General features: G+C 23.4%; 18 protein-coding genes. All 18 read left to right on the plus strand.

Features of this window, described 5'->3' with window-relative positions; genetic code table 11:
* Positions 1-283: 283 nt before the first annotated feature.
* The 18 genes from typA to GOQ29_RS11255 all read left to right on the plus strand — a co-directional run bounded on the left by typA (position 284) and on the right by GOQ29_RS11255 (position 17,305).
* Positions 284-2,107 carry a translational GTPase TypA gene (typA, locus tag GOQ29_RS11170; protein ID WP_203372740.1) on the plus strand — a complete coding sequence of 608 codons (1,824 nt, stop codon included), beginning with the start codon at positions 284-286 and terminating at the stop codon, positions 2,105-2,107.
* A 91-nt stretch (positions 2,108-2,198) separates the two neighbouring features.
* Entirely contained in the window at positions 2,199-2,567 is a 369-nt protein-coding gene (locus GOQ29_RS11175; protein ID WP_203372741.1) for a hypothetical protein, read from the plus strand.
* A 102-nt stretch (positions 2,568-2,669) separates the two neighbouring features.
* Complete coding sequence (locus GOQ29_RS11180; protein ID WP_252187608.1) at positions 2,670-3,833, plus strand: MFS transporter; 1,164 nt, start codon at positions 2,670-2,672, stop codon at positions 3,831-3,833.
* 85 nt (positions 3,834-3,918) lie between these two features.
* Positions 3,919-4,419 (plus strand): YqeG family HAD IIIA-type phosphatase, encoded by a 501-nt coding sequence (locus GOQ29_RS11185; RefSeq protein ID WP_203372742.1) that lies wholly within the window; start codon positions 3,919-3,921, stop codon positions 4,417-4,419.
* Position 4,420: 1 nt separating this feature from the next.
* The gene (gene aroE / locus GOQ29_RS11190) at positions 4,421-5,266 is read left to right on the plus strand and encodes a shikimate dehydrogenase (protein WP_203372743.1); all 846 of its coding nucleotides are present in this window, start codon (positions 4,421-4,423) and stop codon (positions 5,264-5,266) included.
* A gap of 45 nt (positions 5,267-5,311) precedes the next feature.
* Positions 5,312-6,991 carry a GspE/PulE family protein gene (locus GOQ29_RS11195; protein ID WP_203372744.1) on the plus strand — a complete coding sequence of 560 codons (1,680 nt, stop codon included), beginning with the start codon at positions 5,312-5,314 and terminating at the stop codon, positions 6,989-6,991.
* Between the two features lie 8 nt (positions 6,992-6,999).
* Complete coding sequence (locus tag GOQ29_RS11200) at positions 7,000-8,049, plus strand: type IV pilus twitching motility protein PilT (RefSeq protein ID WP_203372745.1); 1,050 nt, start codon at positions 7,000-7,002, stop codon at positions 8,047-8,049.
* Positions 8,050-8,073: 24 nt separating this feature from the next.
* Positions 8,074-9,282: a type II secretion system F family protein gene (locus tag GOQ29_RS11205; RefSeq protein WP_203372746.1), complete on the plus strand. Its 1,209-nt coding sequence runs from the start codon at positions 8,074-8,076 to the stop codon at positions 9,280-9,282.
* Between the two features lie 28 nt (positions 9,283-9,310).
* Positions 9,311-9,694: a competence type IV pilus major pilin ComGC gene (locus tag GOQ29_RS11210; protein WP_203372747.1), complete on the plus strand. Its 384-nt coding sequence runs from the start codon at positions 9,311-9,313 to the stop codon at positions 9,692-9,694.
* A gap of 2 nt (positions 9,695-9,696) precedes the next feature.
* On the plus strand, positions 9,697-10,419 hold the full coding sequence (locus GOQ29_RS11215; RefSeq protein ID WP_203372748.1) for a prepilin peptidase: 723 nt from the start codon (positions 9,697-9,699) through the stop codon (positions 10,417-10,419).
* Between the two features lie 36 nt (positions 10,420-10,455).
* Positions 10,456-11,505 (plus strand): type IV pilus assembly protein PilM, encoded by a 1,050-nt coding sequence (pilM, locus tag GOQ29_RS11220; RefSeq protein ID WP_203372749.1) that lies wholly within the window; start codon positions 10,456-10,458, stop codon positions 11,503-11,505.
* A 12-nt stretch (positions 11,506-11,517) separates the two neighbouring features.
* Positions 11,518-12,084, plus strand: coding sequence for a PilN domain-containing protein (locus tag GOQ29_RS15080; RefSeq protein WP_203372750.1), 567 nt, complete (start codon positions 11,518-11,520; stop codon positions 12,082-12,084).
* Positions 12,071-12,799 (plus strand): hypothetical protein, encoded by a 729-nt coding sequence (locus tag GOQ29_RS11230; protein ID WP_203372751.1) that lies wholly within the window; start codon positions 12,071-12,073, stop codon positions 12,797-12,799. Before GOQ29_RS15080 ends, GOQ29_RS11230 begins: the two co-directional genes overlap by 14 nt.
* A 52-nt stretch (positions 12,800-12,851) precedes the next feature.
* Positions 12,852-13,604, plus strand: a complete 753-nt coding sequence (locus GOQ29_RS11235; protein ID WP_203372752.1) for a type IV pilus modification PilV family protein — start codon at positions 12,852-12,854, stop codon at positions 13,602-13,604.
* A gap of 17 nt (positions 13,605-13,621) precedes the next feature.
* Entirely contained in the window at positions 13,622-15,541 is a 1,920-nt protein-coding gene (locus tag GOQ29_RS11240) for a pilus assembly FimT family protein (RefSeq protein WP_203372753.1), read from the plus strand.
* A gap of 18 nt (positions 15,542-15,559) precedes the next feature.
* Positions 15,560-16,141 (plus strand): prepilin-type N-terminal cleavage/methylation domain-containing protein, encoded by a 582-nt coding sequence (locus GOQ29_RS11245; RefSeq protein WP_203372754.1) that lies wholly within the window; start codon positions 15,560-15,562, stop codon positions 16,139-16,141.
* Positions 16,142-16,191: 50 nt separating this feature from the next.
* Positions 16,192-16,656 carry a type II secretion system protein gene (locus tag GOQ29_RS11250; protein ID WP_203372755.1) on the plus strand — a complete coding sequence of 155 codons (465 nt, stop codon included), beginning with the start codon at positions 16,192-16,194 and terminating at the stop codon, positions 16,654-16,656.
* Between the two features lie 76 nt (positions 16,657-16,732).
* Positions 16,733-17,305 carry a shikimate kinase gene (locus GOQ29_RS11255; RefSeq protein WP_203372756.1) on the plus strand — a complete coding sequence of 191 codons (573 nt, stop codon included), beginning with the start codon at positions 16,733-16,735 and terminating at the stop codon, positions 17,303-17,305.
* Positions 17,306-17,457: the final 152 nt, after the last annotated feature.

Raw genomic sequence — 17,457 nt, forward strand, 5'->3', positions numbered from 1 at the left:
ATATTTGAAAAGACTTAACTATAAGAAAAATTGGAAATTGATTATTAAGATTTTTTGGGGTAGTGGAAAGTGTAACTATTTTTAGGACCTATCGGTCTATAGACTTACTATTTTTTCAAATGAATGTAATCAAGTACAGTTTAAGTAAAATTAAATTTTTTACTGGAAATTTGATGCGAAATCTCTGCAAAAAATATGCAATTCTTGTATTAACACACTATTATATGATATCATTATAAAGTTGAACTTTTGAAGAGAAAATTTATAGAGAGAAGGAAATACATTGAGTAATAAAAAAGAAGATATAAGAAATATAGCAATAATAGCCCATGTAGATCATGGTAAAACAACATTAGTTGATGAATTATTAAAACAAAGTGGTATTTTTAGGACTAATGAAACAATTAAAGAAAGAGTGATGGATTCTAATGATTTAGAAAGAGAAAGAGGAATTACTATACTCTCTAAAAATACTGCAATTAATTATAGAGGAACAAAAATTAACATAATAGATACGCCAGGTCATGCTGATTTTGGAGGAGAAGTTGAGAGAGTTTTAAAAATGGTTAGTGGAGTTGTTCTAGTTGTTGATGCTTTTGAAGGACCTATGCCTCAAACAAAATTTGTATTAAAAAAGGCTTTAGAACTTGATTTACCAGTAATTGTGGCAATAAATAAGATTGATAGACCTGAGGCTAGACCTGAGAAGGTTATTGATGAAGTTTTAGATTTATTTATTGAATTAGATGCTAATGAAGAACAGATTGAATTTCCAGTAGTATTTACTTCTGCAAAAGAAGGTACTTCTTCTTTAGATGTGAATAAACAGGAAGAAAATATGGAAGCATTATTTAAAAGTATAATTGAATGTATTCCAGCTCCAGAAGTTGATTTAGAAGGAGCTCTTCAAGTTCTTATCTCTACAATTGATTATAATGAATATTTGGGACGTATAGGAATAGGAAAAGTTGAAAGAGGAGTTATTAGTACTAATCAAGAATCTGTAATAGTTAATAAAGAAGAAAAAGAAAAGAGTAAAAAAATTAAAATTACAAAATTATATGAATTTGAAGGATTAAATAGAAAAGAAGTAAAGGAAGCACAAGCTGGAAATATTATAGGAATTGCAGGAGTTGAAGATATTAGTATAGGCGATACAATATGTGATATTGACAATCCTGAACCTTTATCTTTTGTTAAAATATCTGAGCCTACTATATCAATGATGTTTTCAGTAAATAATGGACCATTTGCAGGACGGGAAGGTAAATATGTAACATCAAGACAAATTAGGGAAAGATTATTCAGGGAATTGCATACAGACGTTAGTTTAAGGGTAGAAGAGACAGATTCTCCAGATTCATTTATAGTGTCAGGTAGAGGAGAATTACATTTATCAATTTTGATAGAAACCATGAGAAGACAAGAATATGAATTTATGGTATCTAAGCCAAAGGTTTTATATAGAATGATTGAAAATAAAAAATATGAACCAATGGAAAAGGTTACTATAGATGTACCTGAAGAATTTATGGGAGCTGTTATTGAAAAATTAGGTACAAGAAAAGGTGAAATGATAAATATGACACCAAGTGAAGGCGGATATACTAGATTAGAATTTTCTATTCCTTCTCGTGGTCTTATAGGATATAGATCAGAATTTATGACAGATACAAAAGGAAATGGTATTATGAATTCAATTTTTGATGGATATGAGTCATTTAAAGGAGATATACCTACAAGAACTAGAGGATCATTAGTAGCTTCAGAAAATGGTACTTCTGTAACTTATGGAATGTATCATGTACAAGATAGAGGTAATTTATTTATTCATCCGGGAACAGAAGTTTATGAAGGCATGATAGTAGGTATGAATGCAAAGACTCAGGATATTGATATAAATGTGTGTAAGAAAAAACATCTTACAAGTATGCGTGCTTCTGGATCAGAAGAAGCATTAAGATTAGTTCCTCCTATTATATTTAGTTTAGAAGAATCATTAGAATTCATTGAAGATGACGAATTGGTTGAGATTACGCCTAAAAATATTAGATTGCGTAAAAGAATATTAGATAAACTTGAGAGAAAAAGAGCAAATAGAAAATAATTAAACCAAATAAATTCATCCATTATATTCATTTGATTTGCAGGAGATTAATTTTTTATATAGAAATATGACATTAGAGAGGATGATTCTTTTGAATAATTTTGGTGTAAAAAATGAGACACAAATTAAGATAATTGGTATTTTTATGATTATATTGAGTATATTTATTTTCTTTTATTTACTTACTCCAAATCTTAATGATACTTTAAGTTGGATATTATTAATATATTCTTTTTTGTTGATACCTGGAGGAATTGGTTTATTTAGATTGAAAAAATGGGGAAGAATATTTGCTTTAATATTAGATACATGTGCTATAATATTTATTGTTTATATGGGTAATCTGTCGATAAGGTTTTCTGGGATAGGTGAGTTAATAAATTTGCTGCTATATCTTATAATCCCACTATTGATTTATAGTTTGCTAGTAGATAATAAGATTAAAAAATTATTTAGATAAATCCTCTACATTAGTAGAGGATTTATCTAGTAAGGATATATTTAAGAATTTAGTGAGAATTATTATGATATAATTAAATGATATGATAAGTGAGGTGAGAAAATGAAAGATAAAACAAATAAGATAATTATTATTTATTTGTTTATATTAATGATATTATTATCTATGGCAGATAATTTAAGAGGAGTATTTATTCCGGTTTTTAAAAATGAATTTAATGTAGAAGATACATATATGGGACTTATGTTAACTGTTAGTTCACTGGGTTATATGATATTTACATTTATTGGTGGAATATTGTGTGATAAAGTTGGTCAAAAGAAGGTATTGATATTAGGTATATTATCGTCAATAGTAGCATTAGTAATATTATTATTTTCATATAATTTTATGATTTTATTAATAGGAATGTTTATTATTAATATGGGGGTTTCACTAATATCAATAGGTATTAATACTTTAATTCCATTGTTAGGTATTACATTTCAAGCTATATTGATGAATATGATACATTCTTTTTATGGTTTTGGAGCTACAATTACTCAAAGAACTGCTGGTTTTTTATTGTTTAGAGGATTTAGTTGGAGAAATATATATTTATATTTAATAGTTTTATTTTCAATAATATTTATTGTTTCTTTATTTATTAAAATACCAAAAGGGGAAAAACACAAAAATGATAATAAAATACAATGGAGTTTTATATTAAAAAATAGACTTACATATTTTTATATGATAGCATTAGGATTATATGTAGCTGCTGAGATGAGTACAGGTAATTGGTTTATTAATTTTATGCAAAGAAATTATGGTTTTGATGAAAATAATAGTGCTTTTTATTCTTCATTATTTTTAGGGATTTTTACTTTTGGTAGATTAGCAGGAGGATTTATAGTTGAAAAAATAGGTCATTTTAAAAGTGTTATGATATCTTTATTTTTTGCTACTTCTATGTATACTTTAGGATTATTATTAGGTGAGAAAGGATTAATTATTGTTTCTATATCTGGAATTTTCTTTTCTATAATATTTCCTACTTTAATAATTACAATAAGTAAAGTATTTCCTAAAAATAGTTCTTTTGTAACAGGCTTTGTTATTACATCTGCTTCAGGAATAAGTATGATAGTGAATTTTTTAATTGGATATTTTAACGATTTGATAGGAGTGAATTATTCATTTTTTATAATACCTATAGCATTGTTAATAAGTACTATATTTAGTATTGTAATACTTTTAAATACTAAAGAAGTAAGATTAGATTAGTAAATTAATATTATTTTACTTTTTTGATATACTAATATTTGATTTATAAATAAGAATAATATAATTATTGAATTGAGGTGCAAGTATGAAAAGTTTATTAATTCCAAATTTATATGTGGATTCTATATTTGATATAGATTTACAAAAATTAGTTGATAATGGTATAAAAGGATTAATAATAGATATAGATAATACATTAGTAGCATGGGATAAAAAAACAGCTCCTGATAGTGTTATAAAATGGTTTGATGAGATAAGAGAAAAAGGATTAGATTTATGTTTAGTTTCTAATAACACTGAAGATAGAGTTGTTAAATTTACAGAAAAAATTAAAATCCGTGCATTTCATTCAGCTAAGAAACCTACTAAAGCTCCTTTTTATAAAGCTATGAAATATTTAAATACTGATAAAAATAATACCGCAATTATAGGAGATCAGATTTTTACTGATGTTTTAGGAGGAAATAGAATAGGGATATATACAATTCTTGTAGTACCAATTAAAAGCAAGGAGTTTTGGTGGACGACGATAGTAAGAAGATTTGAAAGATTTGTTTTAAGAAAAATTAAAAAAGGGGAGAATTAACTTGAATATTGATTCTGAAACGAGTGTTTTTTGTCTTATAGGCAATCCTGTGTATAAAAGTTTATCTCCAAGTATTCATAACATAAGTTTTAAGTACAATAATATTAATTCTACATATTTAACATTTAAAGTTGATGATTTAGATAATGCAATTAAGGGAATGAAAGCATTAAATATTAAAGGATTTAATGTTACAATGCCTTATAAAGAAAAAATTTTAAAATATATAGATGAAATAGATGAGTTAGCTGAAAAGATAGGAGCTGTAAATACAGTTATAAATGATCATGGGAGATTAAAAGGGTTTAATACTGATGGTTTAGGATTTATTAAGAGTTTAGAAGAAAGAAATATTTTTTTAAATAATAAGAAAATATTGATAATAGGATCTGGCGGAGCTGGTAGAGGCATTGCTATGACTTTGGCAAGCAAAAATATATATAAACTTTTTTTAATTAATAGGACAAGGTCAAAAGGAGAAAAATTAGTTAAAGATATAAAAAATAATTATAAAAATATTGATGTTCAATTTATAGATGAGTCACAAATAGAAGATGATTATGACATTGTAATAAATACTACATCTATAGGAATGTTTCCGAATGAAACAAATATTCCTATAGATCCTTTGATATTTAATAAAGATACAATAATTTATGATATTATATATAAACCAAGACCTACATTGTTTTTAAAAAAAGCTAAAAGACAAGGAAAATATATAATTGATGGATTAGATATGTTGATATATCAAGGTCTTTTAAGTGAAGTTATATGGAAAAATGAAAAAAATGATATTTTTTCTATGAAAAAACAAATAAAAAAAGGATTGTATAATATAAAGTAGAATTATATAATATAAAGTAGATATATGGAATAAGTAGGTGGTAGAATGAATAAATCTGTAAGAAGACTTGAAGATTTACTTTTATCATCACAAAAAATCACTAAAAAACAATTGGATGAAGTTTTAGAAATTCGAAAAAACTCTGGTGAAAAATTAGAAAAAATATTAGTAGATAATGGGTATGTTACACAATTTGATATTATTAAAATTTTAGAATTTCAGATGGGTATACCATATGTAGATTTACAAAAATATTTTATTGATTCAGATATTGTGAATTTAATATCAGAAAATATTGCCAGAAAAAATACTTTAATTCCTATCAAAAAATGTAATGGAAAAATTATTGTAGCTATGGAAGATCCATTAAATATTTTGGCTATTGATGATGTAAAAATTTCATCAGGATTAGATGTAGAACCAGTTATTTCTAAAAAACAAGATATATTAGTAGCTATAGATAAATATTATGGAAAAAAAAGCGCTGAAAGAGCTATTGAAGATTTAATAAGAGAGTATGATATAAAAAATTTGTCTGAAATGGATAATGATATATTAAATGATATAAATAATGCACCTGCAGTTAGATTAGTTAATTCATTTATTAAACAAGCCATAAATTCTAATGCTAGTGATATTCATATTGAACCCTTTGAAGACAGGGTTAGAATTAGATTTAGAATTGATGGAACCTTACAAGAGATAATGAAACCTTCTAAAAATACACACTCAGCAATAATAACTCGTATTAAAATCATATCTAAAATGAATATAGCAGAAAAAAGATTACCCCAAGATGGAAGAATAGAATTAAATATGGAAGGCCGAGAAGTCGATCTGAGAATTTCTAGTTTGCCTACGGTATATGGTGAGAAAATAGTAATAAGAATATTAGATAAATCTAATATATTATTATCTAAAAAAGCACTCGGATTTAGTGAAGATAATTTATCTAAATTTGATAATTTATTAAAAAAGCCAAATGGAATAATATTGGTTACAGGTCCTACAGGAAGTGGAAAAACTACTACATTATACACAGCTTTAAAACAGTTAAATTCTATAGGTAAGAATATTATAACCTTAGAAGATCCAGTAGAATATAGGTTAGATGGAATCAATCAAGTTCAAATCAATCCTAAATCTAAATTAACGTTTTCATCAGGTCTAAGATCAATATTAAGGCAAGATCCAGATATTATTATGATTGGAGAAATAAGAGATGAAGAGACTGCTCGTTTAGCTATTAGAGCTGCCATAACGGGTCATCTTGTAATAAGTACAATGCATACTAATGATGCACCTTCTACCATTTCAAGATTAACAGATATGGGAATAGAACCTTATTTAATAGCTTCAGCAACAATAGGTATAGTGGCTCAAAGATTAGTTAGAAGAATATGTGAAAATTGTAAAAGAGAATATAAAATATCAAATGAAGAAAAAGAAATGTTGAAAGTATCTAATGATATAAAATTGTATACGGGTAATGGATGTAATAGATGTTATTATACAGGATTTAAGGGTAGAATTGCAATTCATGAAATATTAGATATAGATAAAAATATTCGAATGTCAATAAATAATAATGAATCTATAGATAAAATAAGATATAAAGCAAAAAAAAATGGTATGGGTTCTTTATGGGAGAGTAGTAAGGAATTAGTAATAAAAGGAATAACATCAATAGATGAGTTATTGAAAGTAGTATATACGACGGAGTAGGTGATTTTATGAATTTAGAAAACTTATTATATAACGCAATAGAAATGAAAGCTTCCGATTTACATATTACTGTAGGATACCCACCAGTATTAAGAATTAATGGTGATATTAAAAAAATAGATAAGGAACCTTTAACAGAAGAAAATAATTATAATTTGGTTAAAAAAATATTAGATGAAAATGAATTTAAAATTTTAAATAAGAAAGGACAAATAGATAAATCTTATTCTCATAAAGAAATAGGAAGATTTAGAGTTAATGTATATAAACAGAGAGGTACTTATGGTATTGCTATTAGAATAGTATCTCTAAAAATTCCTACAATTGAGGATTTACGACTACCATCTATAATCAAAGAATTAATAAAAAAGAAAAGTGGATTAGTATTAGTTACTGGGACAACAGGAAGTGGAAAAACAACTACATTAGCTTCTATGTTGAATGAAATTAATATGACACAAAAAAGTCATATATTAACTTTAGAAGATCCAATAGAGTATTTACATAAACATAATAAAAGTATAATTAATCAAAGAGAAATTGGTACAGATACTTGTTCTTTTGTTGACGGATTAAGGTCAGCTTTAAGACAAGATCCAGATGTTATTTTAGTAGGAGAGATGAGGGATTTAGAAACAATATCAACTGCTCTTGTTGCAGCGGAAACAGGTCATTTAGTATTCTCTAGTTTACATACTGTAGGAGCAGCTAAGACAATAGATAGAATTATTGATATATTTCCTACTTATCAGCAACAACAAATAAAAGTACAATTGTCTAATGTATTAGAGGGGATTATATCTCAACAATTAATTCCTAATAAAGATAATACAAGAAGAGTATTAGCTGTTGAAACTATGATATCAACATCTGCCATTAAAAATTTAATTAGGGAAGGAAAATCTCATCAAATTCAAACTGCTATAATAACAGGAAAAAAATATGGAATGGAAAGCATGGATAATAATTTACTTGATTTATATAGAAAAAATATTATAAAAAAGGATACTTTAGAAAAATATTTAATTAATAATGATATCATTGGAGAATATATTTAAATATAAATTGAAGGAAGATAAAACATGCCAAAGTTTAAATATGCTGCTATTAAAGATGATGGTAAAAAAATAAATGGCACTTATGATGTAAATACTGAAGAAGAAGTTATAGCAATGTTAAGGAGTAATGGATATTATACAATTTCTGTTGAACTTATAAAAGGAAGTAAAGAAATAAAGAAGTTTTCTTTTAATAAAGTCAGTTCAAAGGATATATCAGTATTTGCAAGACAATTTTATACAATGTTAAATGTTGGGATATCGATATTAACAATTTTAGATATATTAAGTAAGCAGACTATAAACAAAAAATTTAAAAAAGTTATAATAGATATTCATGAAAATTTACAAAAGGGGTTAACCTTTTCAGAATCTGTTTCTAAACATGAAAAAATATTTCCTAAGTTATTTATTAATATGATGGTTGTTGGAGAAAATAGTGGTAATCTAGATATAATGATGGAAAAAATGGCTAATCATTATGAGAAAGAAAATAAAATAAATAATAAAATAAAAAATGCAATGATTTATCCAATAATATTATCCATAGTATCAATAATTGTTGTGATGTTTTTATTAATTGTTGTAATGCCTACCTTTATAAGTATGTTTGAAAGTAATGGAGCTCCATTACCTATACCAACGAAGATTTTATTAAAAATAAGTTATATTATAAAAGATTTTGGATATATTTTTTTAGGAGTAATTTTAGTATCAGTTTATCTTTTAAAAAAATATAAAGATACAGATAAAGGAAGATATACTATTGATAAATTCAAGTTAAAAATTCCCGTTTTAAATAATATATTAAAGATTGTGATGACATCTAGGTTTACTAGGACTTTATCTATGCTACAATCCAGCGGCATTTCATTAATTAGCTCTTTAGACTTAATAGAGAATATATTAGGTAATAAGGTAGGAAGTAATTTATTAAGAGAAACCAAAGAACAAATAAGAAAGGGAAAGTCTTTAGGAAAAGTTATGGAAGGGACAAGCTTATTTCCGCCAATGTTAACTACAATGATTAAAATTGGAGAAGAATCAGGAGCTTTAGATGATGTATTAAATAAAACAGCAGATTTTTATGATGAAGAATTAGAATCAGTTATAAGAAAGTTTACATCATTACTTGAGCCAATAATGATAATAATAATGGCAATAGTAATAGGAGGAATAGTAATAGCTATGGTACTTCCTATGTTTGATATGATAAATATAATATCTTTCTAGAATTAAGGTTTAAATGGGGTGAAGTTAAATGATAAAGATAATTGGGAAAAGAATTAATAATAATAGGGGTTTTACATTATTTGAGGTTATATTGGTATTAACGATTTTGGGTATTATAGCAATAATAGCAGTACCAAAGTTTATGAATATACAAGCTGATGCAAAAAGTAAAGCAGATGAAGCTACGGCGGTAAATATTGCAAAAGCAGGAGAGTTAGCATGTATACAAAATCCAAACGAAATTATTGATATTGATTATCTTGTTGATAATGATTATTTAGATAAAGAACCAAAGGCACAGAAAAAAGATGAAACTGGATTTATTATATCAGTTAATTCAGATGGGAAAATAACTGTAAATTATAGTGGAGAAAACGGCTCTCAATTATATCCAATAAATAACAGCAAATGATTATGCTATTAATAACAATATTAGGAGCAATAATAGGCTTATTTTTAAATATATATATATATTGTATTTTTAATAATAAATTCATATTATGTTCTCAATTTAAACTAAGGAGTTTTATTCCCATATTCAGATATATATTTTTAGAGAGAAGATGTAAACATAATAAAAATAAAATATTTATTCAAGTTTTATTAGTAGAATCCTTAAATGGTTTATTATATTTATTCATATATTTGAAATTTGGATTAAATATAATTTCTATTATTTATATGATATTATTTAGTATTTTAATAATAATAAGTTTTGTTGATTATAATTGTCAGATTATACCTGATGAAATAATAATTTTTGGCATCATACTTGTTTCTATAATCCATATATTACATAAATTTCCCATATCTTTATTCAATGGTTTAATAGGAGTATTAATAGGTGGTGGACTGTTTTTAATAATTGCAATAATATCAAAAGGTGGAATGGGTGGAGGAGATATTAAACTTATAGCGTTATTAGGTTATCTTCTAGGAATTAGGATTTTAATGGTAATATTTTTATCTTTTATATTAGGAGCTATAATATCAATTGTACTTTTAGTAGGTAAAGTAAAGTCTCGAAAAGATTTTATATCTTTTGGTCCATTTATAGCTATTGCTGGAGTTTTAGTTATATTATTTTCGGAGAAATTATTAGAGATTTATTTTCATTATATTTTAAAAGTTTATTAAGTTTTCAATAAATCTTTAAATGAAATAGGAGGAGTTATGGTTAATAAAAAAATTATTTCATTAGATATTGGTAATGAAAAAATAAAGATAGTAAAAGGTAGAAATTGCAAGAATAATATATTTATAGAAAATGCTATTTCCATAGATACTCCTAAAAATTCTATAATTGATGGAAATATCATTAATATTGATTTATTGTCTTCTTATATGAAAGAGAATTTATATAAGAATGATTTAAAAGGTAATAGAGGAATAATTACATTAGATTATTCTAGTATTATAACTCGAGAAATAAATTTACCTTATGTAAAAGAAGAAGAACTTAAAAGAATGATTAAGTATGAAATAGAACAATTAATTCCTATAAATATAGATGATTATGTAATTGATTATAAAAAAAGAGAAGAATTCATAGAAAATAATATAAAAAAACTAAGATTATTAGTAATAGTTATGTCTAAAAAAGCGATAAAAGATTATATAAAATTGTTGAAGAATATAAAATTAAAATCTTATTCATTAGATTTAAATTCTAATGCTATATCTAAATTAATAAGTAGAAACCTAAGAATAAATGGAAAAGAAGTTAAAAGCAATGAAACAATAGTTTTTTTAGATATAGGATATAGAAATATAAATATCAATATTATTTCTAATTATATAAGTGATTTTAATAGAATTATTGAATGTGGAAGTAGAGATATTGATACAAAGATTGCCAATTATTTTAATATAAAACTATCAGAAGCTAAATTAATTAAGGAAGAATTTGATTTTGAAAAAAATAATACTAATTCTTTTAATGGTGTAAGTAATATTATAATAGATATTTTGGATGATTGGATTTCACAAATTGATAGAATATTTAGTTATTATAAAAAGCTTAGTATAACTAATAGAATAGATGAAATATATGTTTATGGTGGAGGATCAAAATTAAAAGATTTAGATAAATATTTCAAAAATGAATTTAATATTAAAACATATATATTAAAGGATATCTCACCATTGAAAAAGGGAAAGAAAGTTAAAAATATAGATTTAACAAAATATCTTAATAATATTGGAGCTATGATAAGGTTTTAGGAAGGTGAAATCGTGTTAGATATAAATTTGTTTTCATCATATATTCAAAAACAGAAACAAGATAAAATTTTATTTAAATATATATTTATTAGTTTAGTTATTATTATTTTCATAGGCATTCTATATACTATTTGGTATCATAATAAAATAAATAAATTAGAAAATAATATTGAAAAAATAAATAGTTCTTTAAGTTCTAATGATACTAAATTAAGATTAATAGAAATAGATAGAAAGAGAAAAAAACTTAATAGTTTAGATAAATATTACAATTTAGTATCAGATGTAGATAATCAAATGGAAAATATAAATAAAATAAATACAAATATTATATATAGTATTAATTCAAGTATACCTAATTCTATTTATTTTAATTCTATGAATATATCTAATAATATAGTAGAAATTCAAGGAATAAGTAATGACAAGATATCATTGGCTCAATTTCAAGAAAGATTAAATGAAAAAGCAGAATTCTCAAATATATATATTAATTCTATAATTAAAAATACTCCAATAAATAATTATACATTTATTCTTACTTTGAAGATTGAAGGTGACAATAATGATATTAAGTAAAAGAGAAAAAATATTATTATATATTAGTGGAATTTTATTGGTTTTTTTTATTATATATAATTTCATATTATTACCTCAATTAACAAAATTAAAGGAATTAAGTAGTCAATCTAAAGAATTGGAAAAAGATTTATTAGATGCTGAAACAAGTATAAATTTGATAGAAGATTTAGATGAAAAAATAAATTTAAAAGAACATAAAATTATAAATTTAACAAGTGATTTATTTCCTTCTTTACAACAAGAGGAGATATTAACATTATTAGATAGTTTTATAAAAGATTCTAATATAAGAGTTCAATCTATTAATTTTTCAGAAATAAAATTTGATTCTATAGAAAATAATGAGATAGATAAGGATGATAAAAATAATAATTCTAATGAACATAGTGATTCAATTGAAAACAATAACAATTTTAATGAAGAAAAAGATAGTATAGAATTGGAAAAAGAAATATTTATAGAAAATATGTCTGCAACAATAATATATTCAGGAGCTTATCATGAAATCATAGATTTTTTATCTTATATAGATAATTTTGATAAAAATATAATAATAAAAAATATAAATATAATAGAAAATGATGAAGAAGTTTCAGGTGATATTGTATTAGATTTCTATGGAATACCTAAAGTTAATTCTTCTGATAAAGAATTTATACATATACCGAATAGTAGTATAAATGGTAAGAAGAATCCTTTTGAAATCCAATAATACATTAAAGATCAATAATATATTACTGATTTTTAATAAAGAGGAGATTATTATGAAAAGAATAATATTTAATAATAAAGGTATTTCGCTTTTAGAATTAATTATTTCATTAGCATTATTGGGAATAATAATTATACCTATTAGTTCTCTTTTTATAGGATCCGCTAAAGCTAATAAGGCTACTAATGATAAAATAATTGCATCATGTATAGCTCAAAGAGAGATAGAAAGGATTAAATCCTTAGAAAAATTAAGTGAAGAAAATTCAATTGATAAAGTACAAGATAAGGAATATGAAAATTTTTTTTATGAAATAAATATATTAGAAATAAATAATTATTTAAATTTAGATAATAAAGAAATTCTAATTAATAACAATATAAATTTGAATACATATAATTTAAATAATAATGAATATTATTTTTTAAAAATAAATGATAATGGTAGTTATACTCTCTCTATAGAGCCTAGTGATGAGTTTAAAAGAGGATTTAATGGAATATATGAATTTGAGAATGAAAAAAATAATACTAAAAAAGTTATTAATTTATTGTTAGATATAGAAGGTGAATCAAAATCTAAACTTAAAGTTTCAAACAATATTGATGGAATTTTAAATATTTATATCAGAAAAGGACAAGCTATTCAGATAGATAATTTGTTAGGAGATATTAAAGTATATAGAAATTATGTAGATGCTGATGAAAAAAATAAACTAGAAGCTATAATTTATGAAATTAATATAAGAGTATATAGAGGAGATAAATTGTTAGAAGAATTTAATGCTTATAAAAATATAATTTAATAATGATAGGTGGTATTATGAACTTGAAATTTATGAACAATAAAGGTTCCACATTATTGATTGTATTGATAGTTTTTTCTATATTAACCATGTTAGGTACAACTTTATATACTATAGCCGTTAATAATTATAAAGTTGAAAATGTTAATGAAGAATTAAAGAAAAATTTATATTTGGCTGAAGCTGGAGTAGAAGAAGCTTATTCATTGATAGTTAAGACCATTTATGAAGCTATAAATGAAGGAAATAAAGAAGCTTCAAAAGTTATCAAAAATATAGATTTAAGTGATATGAAAAATGATTATATAACAGAAGATAATTCTATAAATTTTAATAAATTGATGGAAAATCAAGAAATTGTTTTCAAATCAGTATATAAAAGTTATTTAAATGAAAATTTAATTAAAAATTTAGAGAATGAAGCAAATTATAATTTAATAGAAAAAGACCATCATATGATTACTACTGATTATGATAACAGTGAAAATATTATTAAAGTTACATCTGTTTATACAAAAGAAAATATAAAAAAGAAAGTAACTGTTTCATATAAATTATTAGAACCAATGTATAATCAAATTTATTATTATGAAAGTAATGTAGTAAAAGTTCCTAAAGATACATTAATTTCTAAAGTATTATGTACAGAAAAGAATTTAATAAATAATTCTAAACAACTAGAAATTAATGGTGATAGTCATATTAGAAAAAATTTTCTTGTAGGTTCTTATGATCATAGTCCTGTTAAAGAAGTTATAATTAATGGTAATGTTATAGTACAGAGAGATATGAAAATGAATTCTAAAAAAAATAAAAATATTACTTTAAATGGTACAATACATAGTGAAAATTTTATTATAAATGAAAACTCTAACATAGAAATACATGAGCTATATACTAAAGATGATTTAGAAATTTATGGTAATAAATCAATTGTAAATATTTTTAGATATTTTGGATATACGGATGGTAGAGAAGCTACAAAATCTTCTGAGTCTAGTAGCATAAATATTCAATCAGAAGATTTGGGAAAGGAAAATGGTACTAGTCTTAATATTATTGATGAGATGAGAATATTAGGTACAGCTTTTATAGAGAAAACAGGAGATACAAAATATAAAGATTGGCAATATCAAACTGGAGAGTCTATAACAATAAATGAAAATTATTTAATTTATACAGATATATATAGTGAATTGCAAGATTTATATTATAAAGATTATCCACCCTTTGTTTTTGTAGAAGGTGATCTGAATAAAGGAAAGTTTAAACCTCATGATAAAGCCTACCATTTTAGTAACAACTATGATAAATTTAAAGGTTTAACCTTAGGAGGAAGGAATATAAATATACCAGAAGATAATATAACTACATTAGGGGTTACAATGGATGATGGCAATATTAAAGAGCCAGTAGGAGATATTGACTTAAGTAAAGAAAAATTATCAAAAGAAGTAGAAAAATTAAATGGAGAGCTTAAACAGGGAATAATTAACAGACTAGATATTAATAGTAATAAAAATAATAATTTTTCTGTTAGTGAAGATGGAGAAATATTTTGTATCACAGATAAAGATATATATATTTCTGGATATGATAATTATTTAGATAGAGAAAATTTTATAAATGGAAAAAATAACTTGAAAGGATTAATTGTTACTAGTGGGAAAGTTATATTTTCAGGAGATGTGAATTTTACTGGAATTATTATAGCTGGAGACGATATAGTTATGACTGATAATAGTATAATAAAATTAAAGTATGATAAAGATTATTTATTATCATTACTAGGTAAAAATTTAACGATCATAAAAGATTTATTTAAAGAAGAACCTGAAGAATATATACCTACCTTAATATATGAAAATTTAGGTATAAAAAATAATAATGTAAATATAGACAAGTTTATAGAATTAGAATCATGGGAATCAAATTAATTAATAAGGTGATAGAAGATGAAGTCTAATAATAAAGGCTTTACTTTAATAGAATTATTAGTTAGTATAAGTTTGTTGAGTTTAATAATTATATCTATATTTTCATTTTTTTTATCGAATTTAAACAATTTTGATAAAACTGAAAATGACATTATACTTCATCAAAATGCCAGAAGTTCCATTGAGTTTATTACAGATAAAGTTATGGAATCTAAAGGCATAAGTAAAGTATGGGATGATGATAGAAATGATGTTAGTTATAATTATCAGAATGGGGAAGAAATATTTATATCAGCTTTTTTATTAGATACATGTGAATATAAATCAGATAATCATATATATAACAAATCAATTTTTACAATTAATAAATTAAAAGATGAAGATATAAAAAAAATAAAATTTGGATGGGTAAATGATAAATATATCAATACTTATTATCATTATGTAGTCCAAGCTAATATGGAAGTATCGTTTTATATTGATAAAATAAAATTACAAAAATTAAATTCTAATAGCATAAATATTGTGTTATATTTTAAAAAAGATGATTATGTAATAGAACCAGTAGAGACAAATATATATTTTCGAAATTCTTATTAATGTATAAAAAAATTTAAATAATAAAATTAGATTTTTAGTAGGTGAATAGTATGAATAATAAAGGAATCACAATTGTAGAGTTGATTCTTGTTTTATCTATTTTTCTTGTTATTATTGGGATTATTTTGCCTAGAATAGATATTAGTGATTATATACTTAAAAGTTATGGTAGAAAATTAGTTAGTGATTTAAATTATATAAAGATTAATAGTATGTCTAATGGTATAGGTGCTAGTAATAGAATTATTTTTAATGAAAAAAGATATAATATTAAAGTTGGAAATAAACCTTCTAAAAATATATACTTAAAATCTAATTATAAAATTTCACAAAATATAAGTAGTAATAGAATTTATTTTAATCCTAATGGTTCTCCTTCTCAAGCTTGTACTATTACAATTTTCAATAATGATAATGAAAGATATATAGAAATAACTATAACTCCAGCTACTGGTAGAATTCATATGTATGATAAAATAAGACAAGGATATAATGAAAATTTGAAATACGAATAAAGAAGTATTATAAAAGCTATAGAGATAGTATCAAATAATGTTAGACATTAATAATATTTAAATAGATGGTGGTAAAATGAAAAGTAATTTAGTTCTAATAGGATTTATGGGAACAGGAAAAACTACAAATGGTAGAAGATTAGCAAGAAAACTTCATAAAGAATTTGTTGATACAGATACTCTAATAGAATCTAGAAGCAATATGTCAGTTGAAGAAATTTTTAGTAGTTATGGTGAAAAATATTTTAGAAAATTAGAAAAGAAGATTGTTAGAGAAATAAGCAAAAAAAATAATAAAGTTATATCTACTGGTGGTGGAATTATTTTAAATCCAGAAAATATTCAATTATTAAAAGAAAAAGGATATATTTTTTTATTAGAAAGTTCTGTAGATAATATAGTGTATAATTTAAAAAATTCTTATAAAAGAAGACCGTTATTAGAGAAAAAAAATTGGAAAAGTGAGATAATTAAATTGCTAAATATTAGAAAAAAATTGTATTATAATAGTGCCGATTTTATAATTCGAGTAGATAATAAAAAGCATTATCATATTGTTAATGAAATAAGTAAGATATATTCTAGAAATGTTAATAAGGATATTAAATTTAATTATAAAAAATATAAAAATAATAAAATTAATTATTGAATAGATAATTAGTATTATCTATTCAATAATTTAAAATTATGTTAATATATAATAGTGGTATTTTGAAAAGCATATGATAATAATTTATAATTAAATATTGATTAGACTTTTTAAATTATAAATTTTATAGGGTTGAAATTGTGAAAATATTA

Origin of the sequence: Anaeromonas gelatinilytica, from assembly GCF_016820635.1 — a bacterium.
Classification (GTDB): domain Bacteria; phylum Bacillota; class Clostridia; order Tissierellales; family SIT17; genus Anaeromonas; species Anaeromonas gelatinilytica.

What these genes read in the sequence shown, in the direction of transcription:
- pilM (WP_203372749.1), top strand. Translation starts at nt 10,456, where the DNA reads ATGGTTAATAAAAAAATTATTTCATTAGATATTGGTAATGAAAAAATA.
- GOQ29_RS11250 (WP_203372755.1), top strand. Translation starts at nt 16,192, where the DNA reads ATGAATAATAAAGGAATCACAATTGTAGAGTTGATTCTTGTTTTATCT.
- GOQ29_RS11235 (WP_203372752.1), top strand. Translation starts at nt 12,852, where the DNA reads ATGAAAAGAATAATATTTAATAATAAAGGTATTTCGCTTTTAGAATTA.
- GOQ29_RS11245 (WP_203372754.1), top strand. Translation starts at nt 15,560, where the DNA reads ATGAAGTCTAATAATAAAGGCTTTACTTTAATAGAATTATTAGTTAGT.
- GOQ29_RS11195 (WP_203372744.1), top strand. Translation starts at nt 5,312, where the DNA reads ATGAATAAATCTGTAAGAAGACTTGAAGATTTACTTTTATCATCACAA.
- GOQ29_RS11180 (WP_252187608.1), top strand. Translation starts at nt 2,670, where the DNA reads ATGAAAGATAAAACAAATAAGATAATTATTATTTATTTGTTTATATTA.
- GOQ29_RS11185 (WP_203372742.1), top strand. Translation starts at nt 3,919, where the DNA reads ATGAAAAGTTTATTAATTCCAAATTTATATGTGGATTCTATATTTGAT.
- GOQ29_RS11210 (WP_203372747.1), top strand. Translation starts at nt 9,311, where the DNA reads ATGATAAAGATAATTGGGAAAAGAATTAATAATAATAGGGGTTTTACA.
- GOQ29_RS11240 (WP_203372753.1), top strand. Translation starts at nt 13,622, where the DNA reads ATGAACTTGAAATTTATGAACAATAAAGGTTCCACATTATTGATTGTA.
- GOQ29_RS11230 (WP_203372751.1), top strand. Translation starts at nt 12,071, where the DNA reads ATGATATTAAGTAAAAGAGAAAAAATATTATTATATATTAGTGGAATT.
- GOQ29_RS11255 (WP_203372756.1), top strand. Translation starts at nt 16,733, where the DNA reads ATGAAAAGTAATTTAGTTCTAATAGGATTTATGGGAACAGGAAAAACT.
- GOQ29_RS11215 (WP_203372748.1), top strand. Translation starts at nt 9,697, where the DNA reads ATGCTATTAATAACAATATTAGGAGCAATAATAGGCTTATTTTTAAAT.
- GOQ29_RS11200 (WP_203372745.1), top strand. Translation starts at nt 7,000, where the DNA reads ATGAATTTAGAAAACTTATTATATAACGCAATAGAAATGAAAGCTTCC.
- GOQ29_RS11205 (WP_203372746.1), top strand. Translation starts at nt 8,074, where the DNA reads ATGCCAAAGTTTAAATATGCTGCTATTAAAGATGATGGTAAAAAAATA.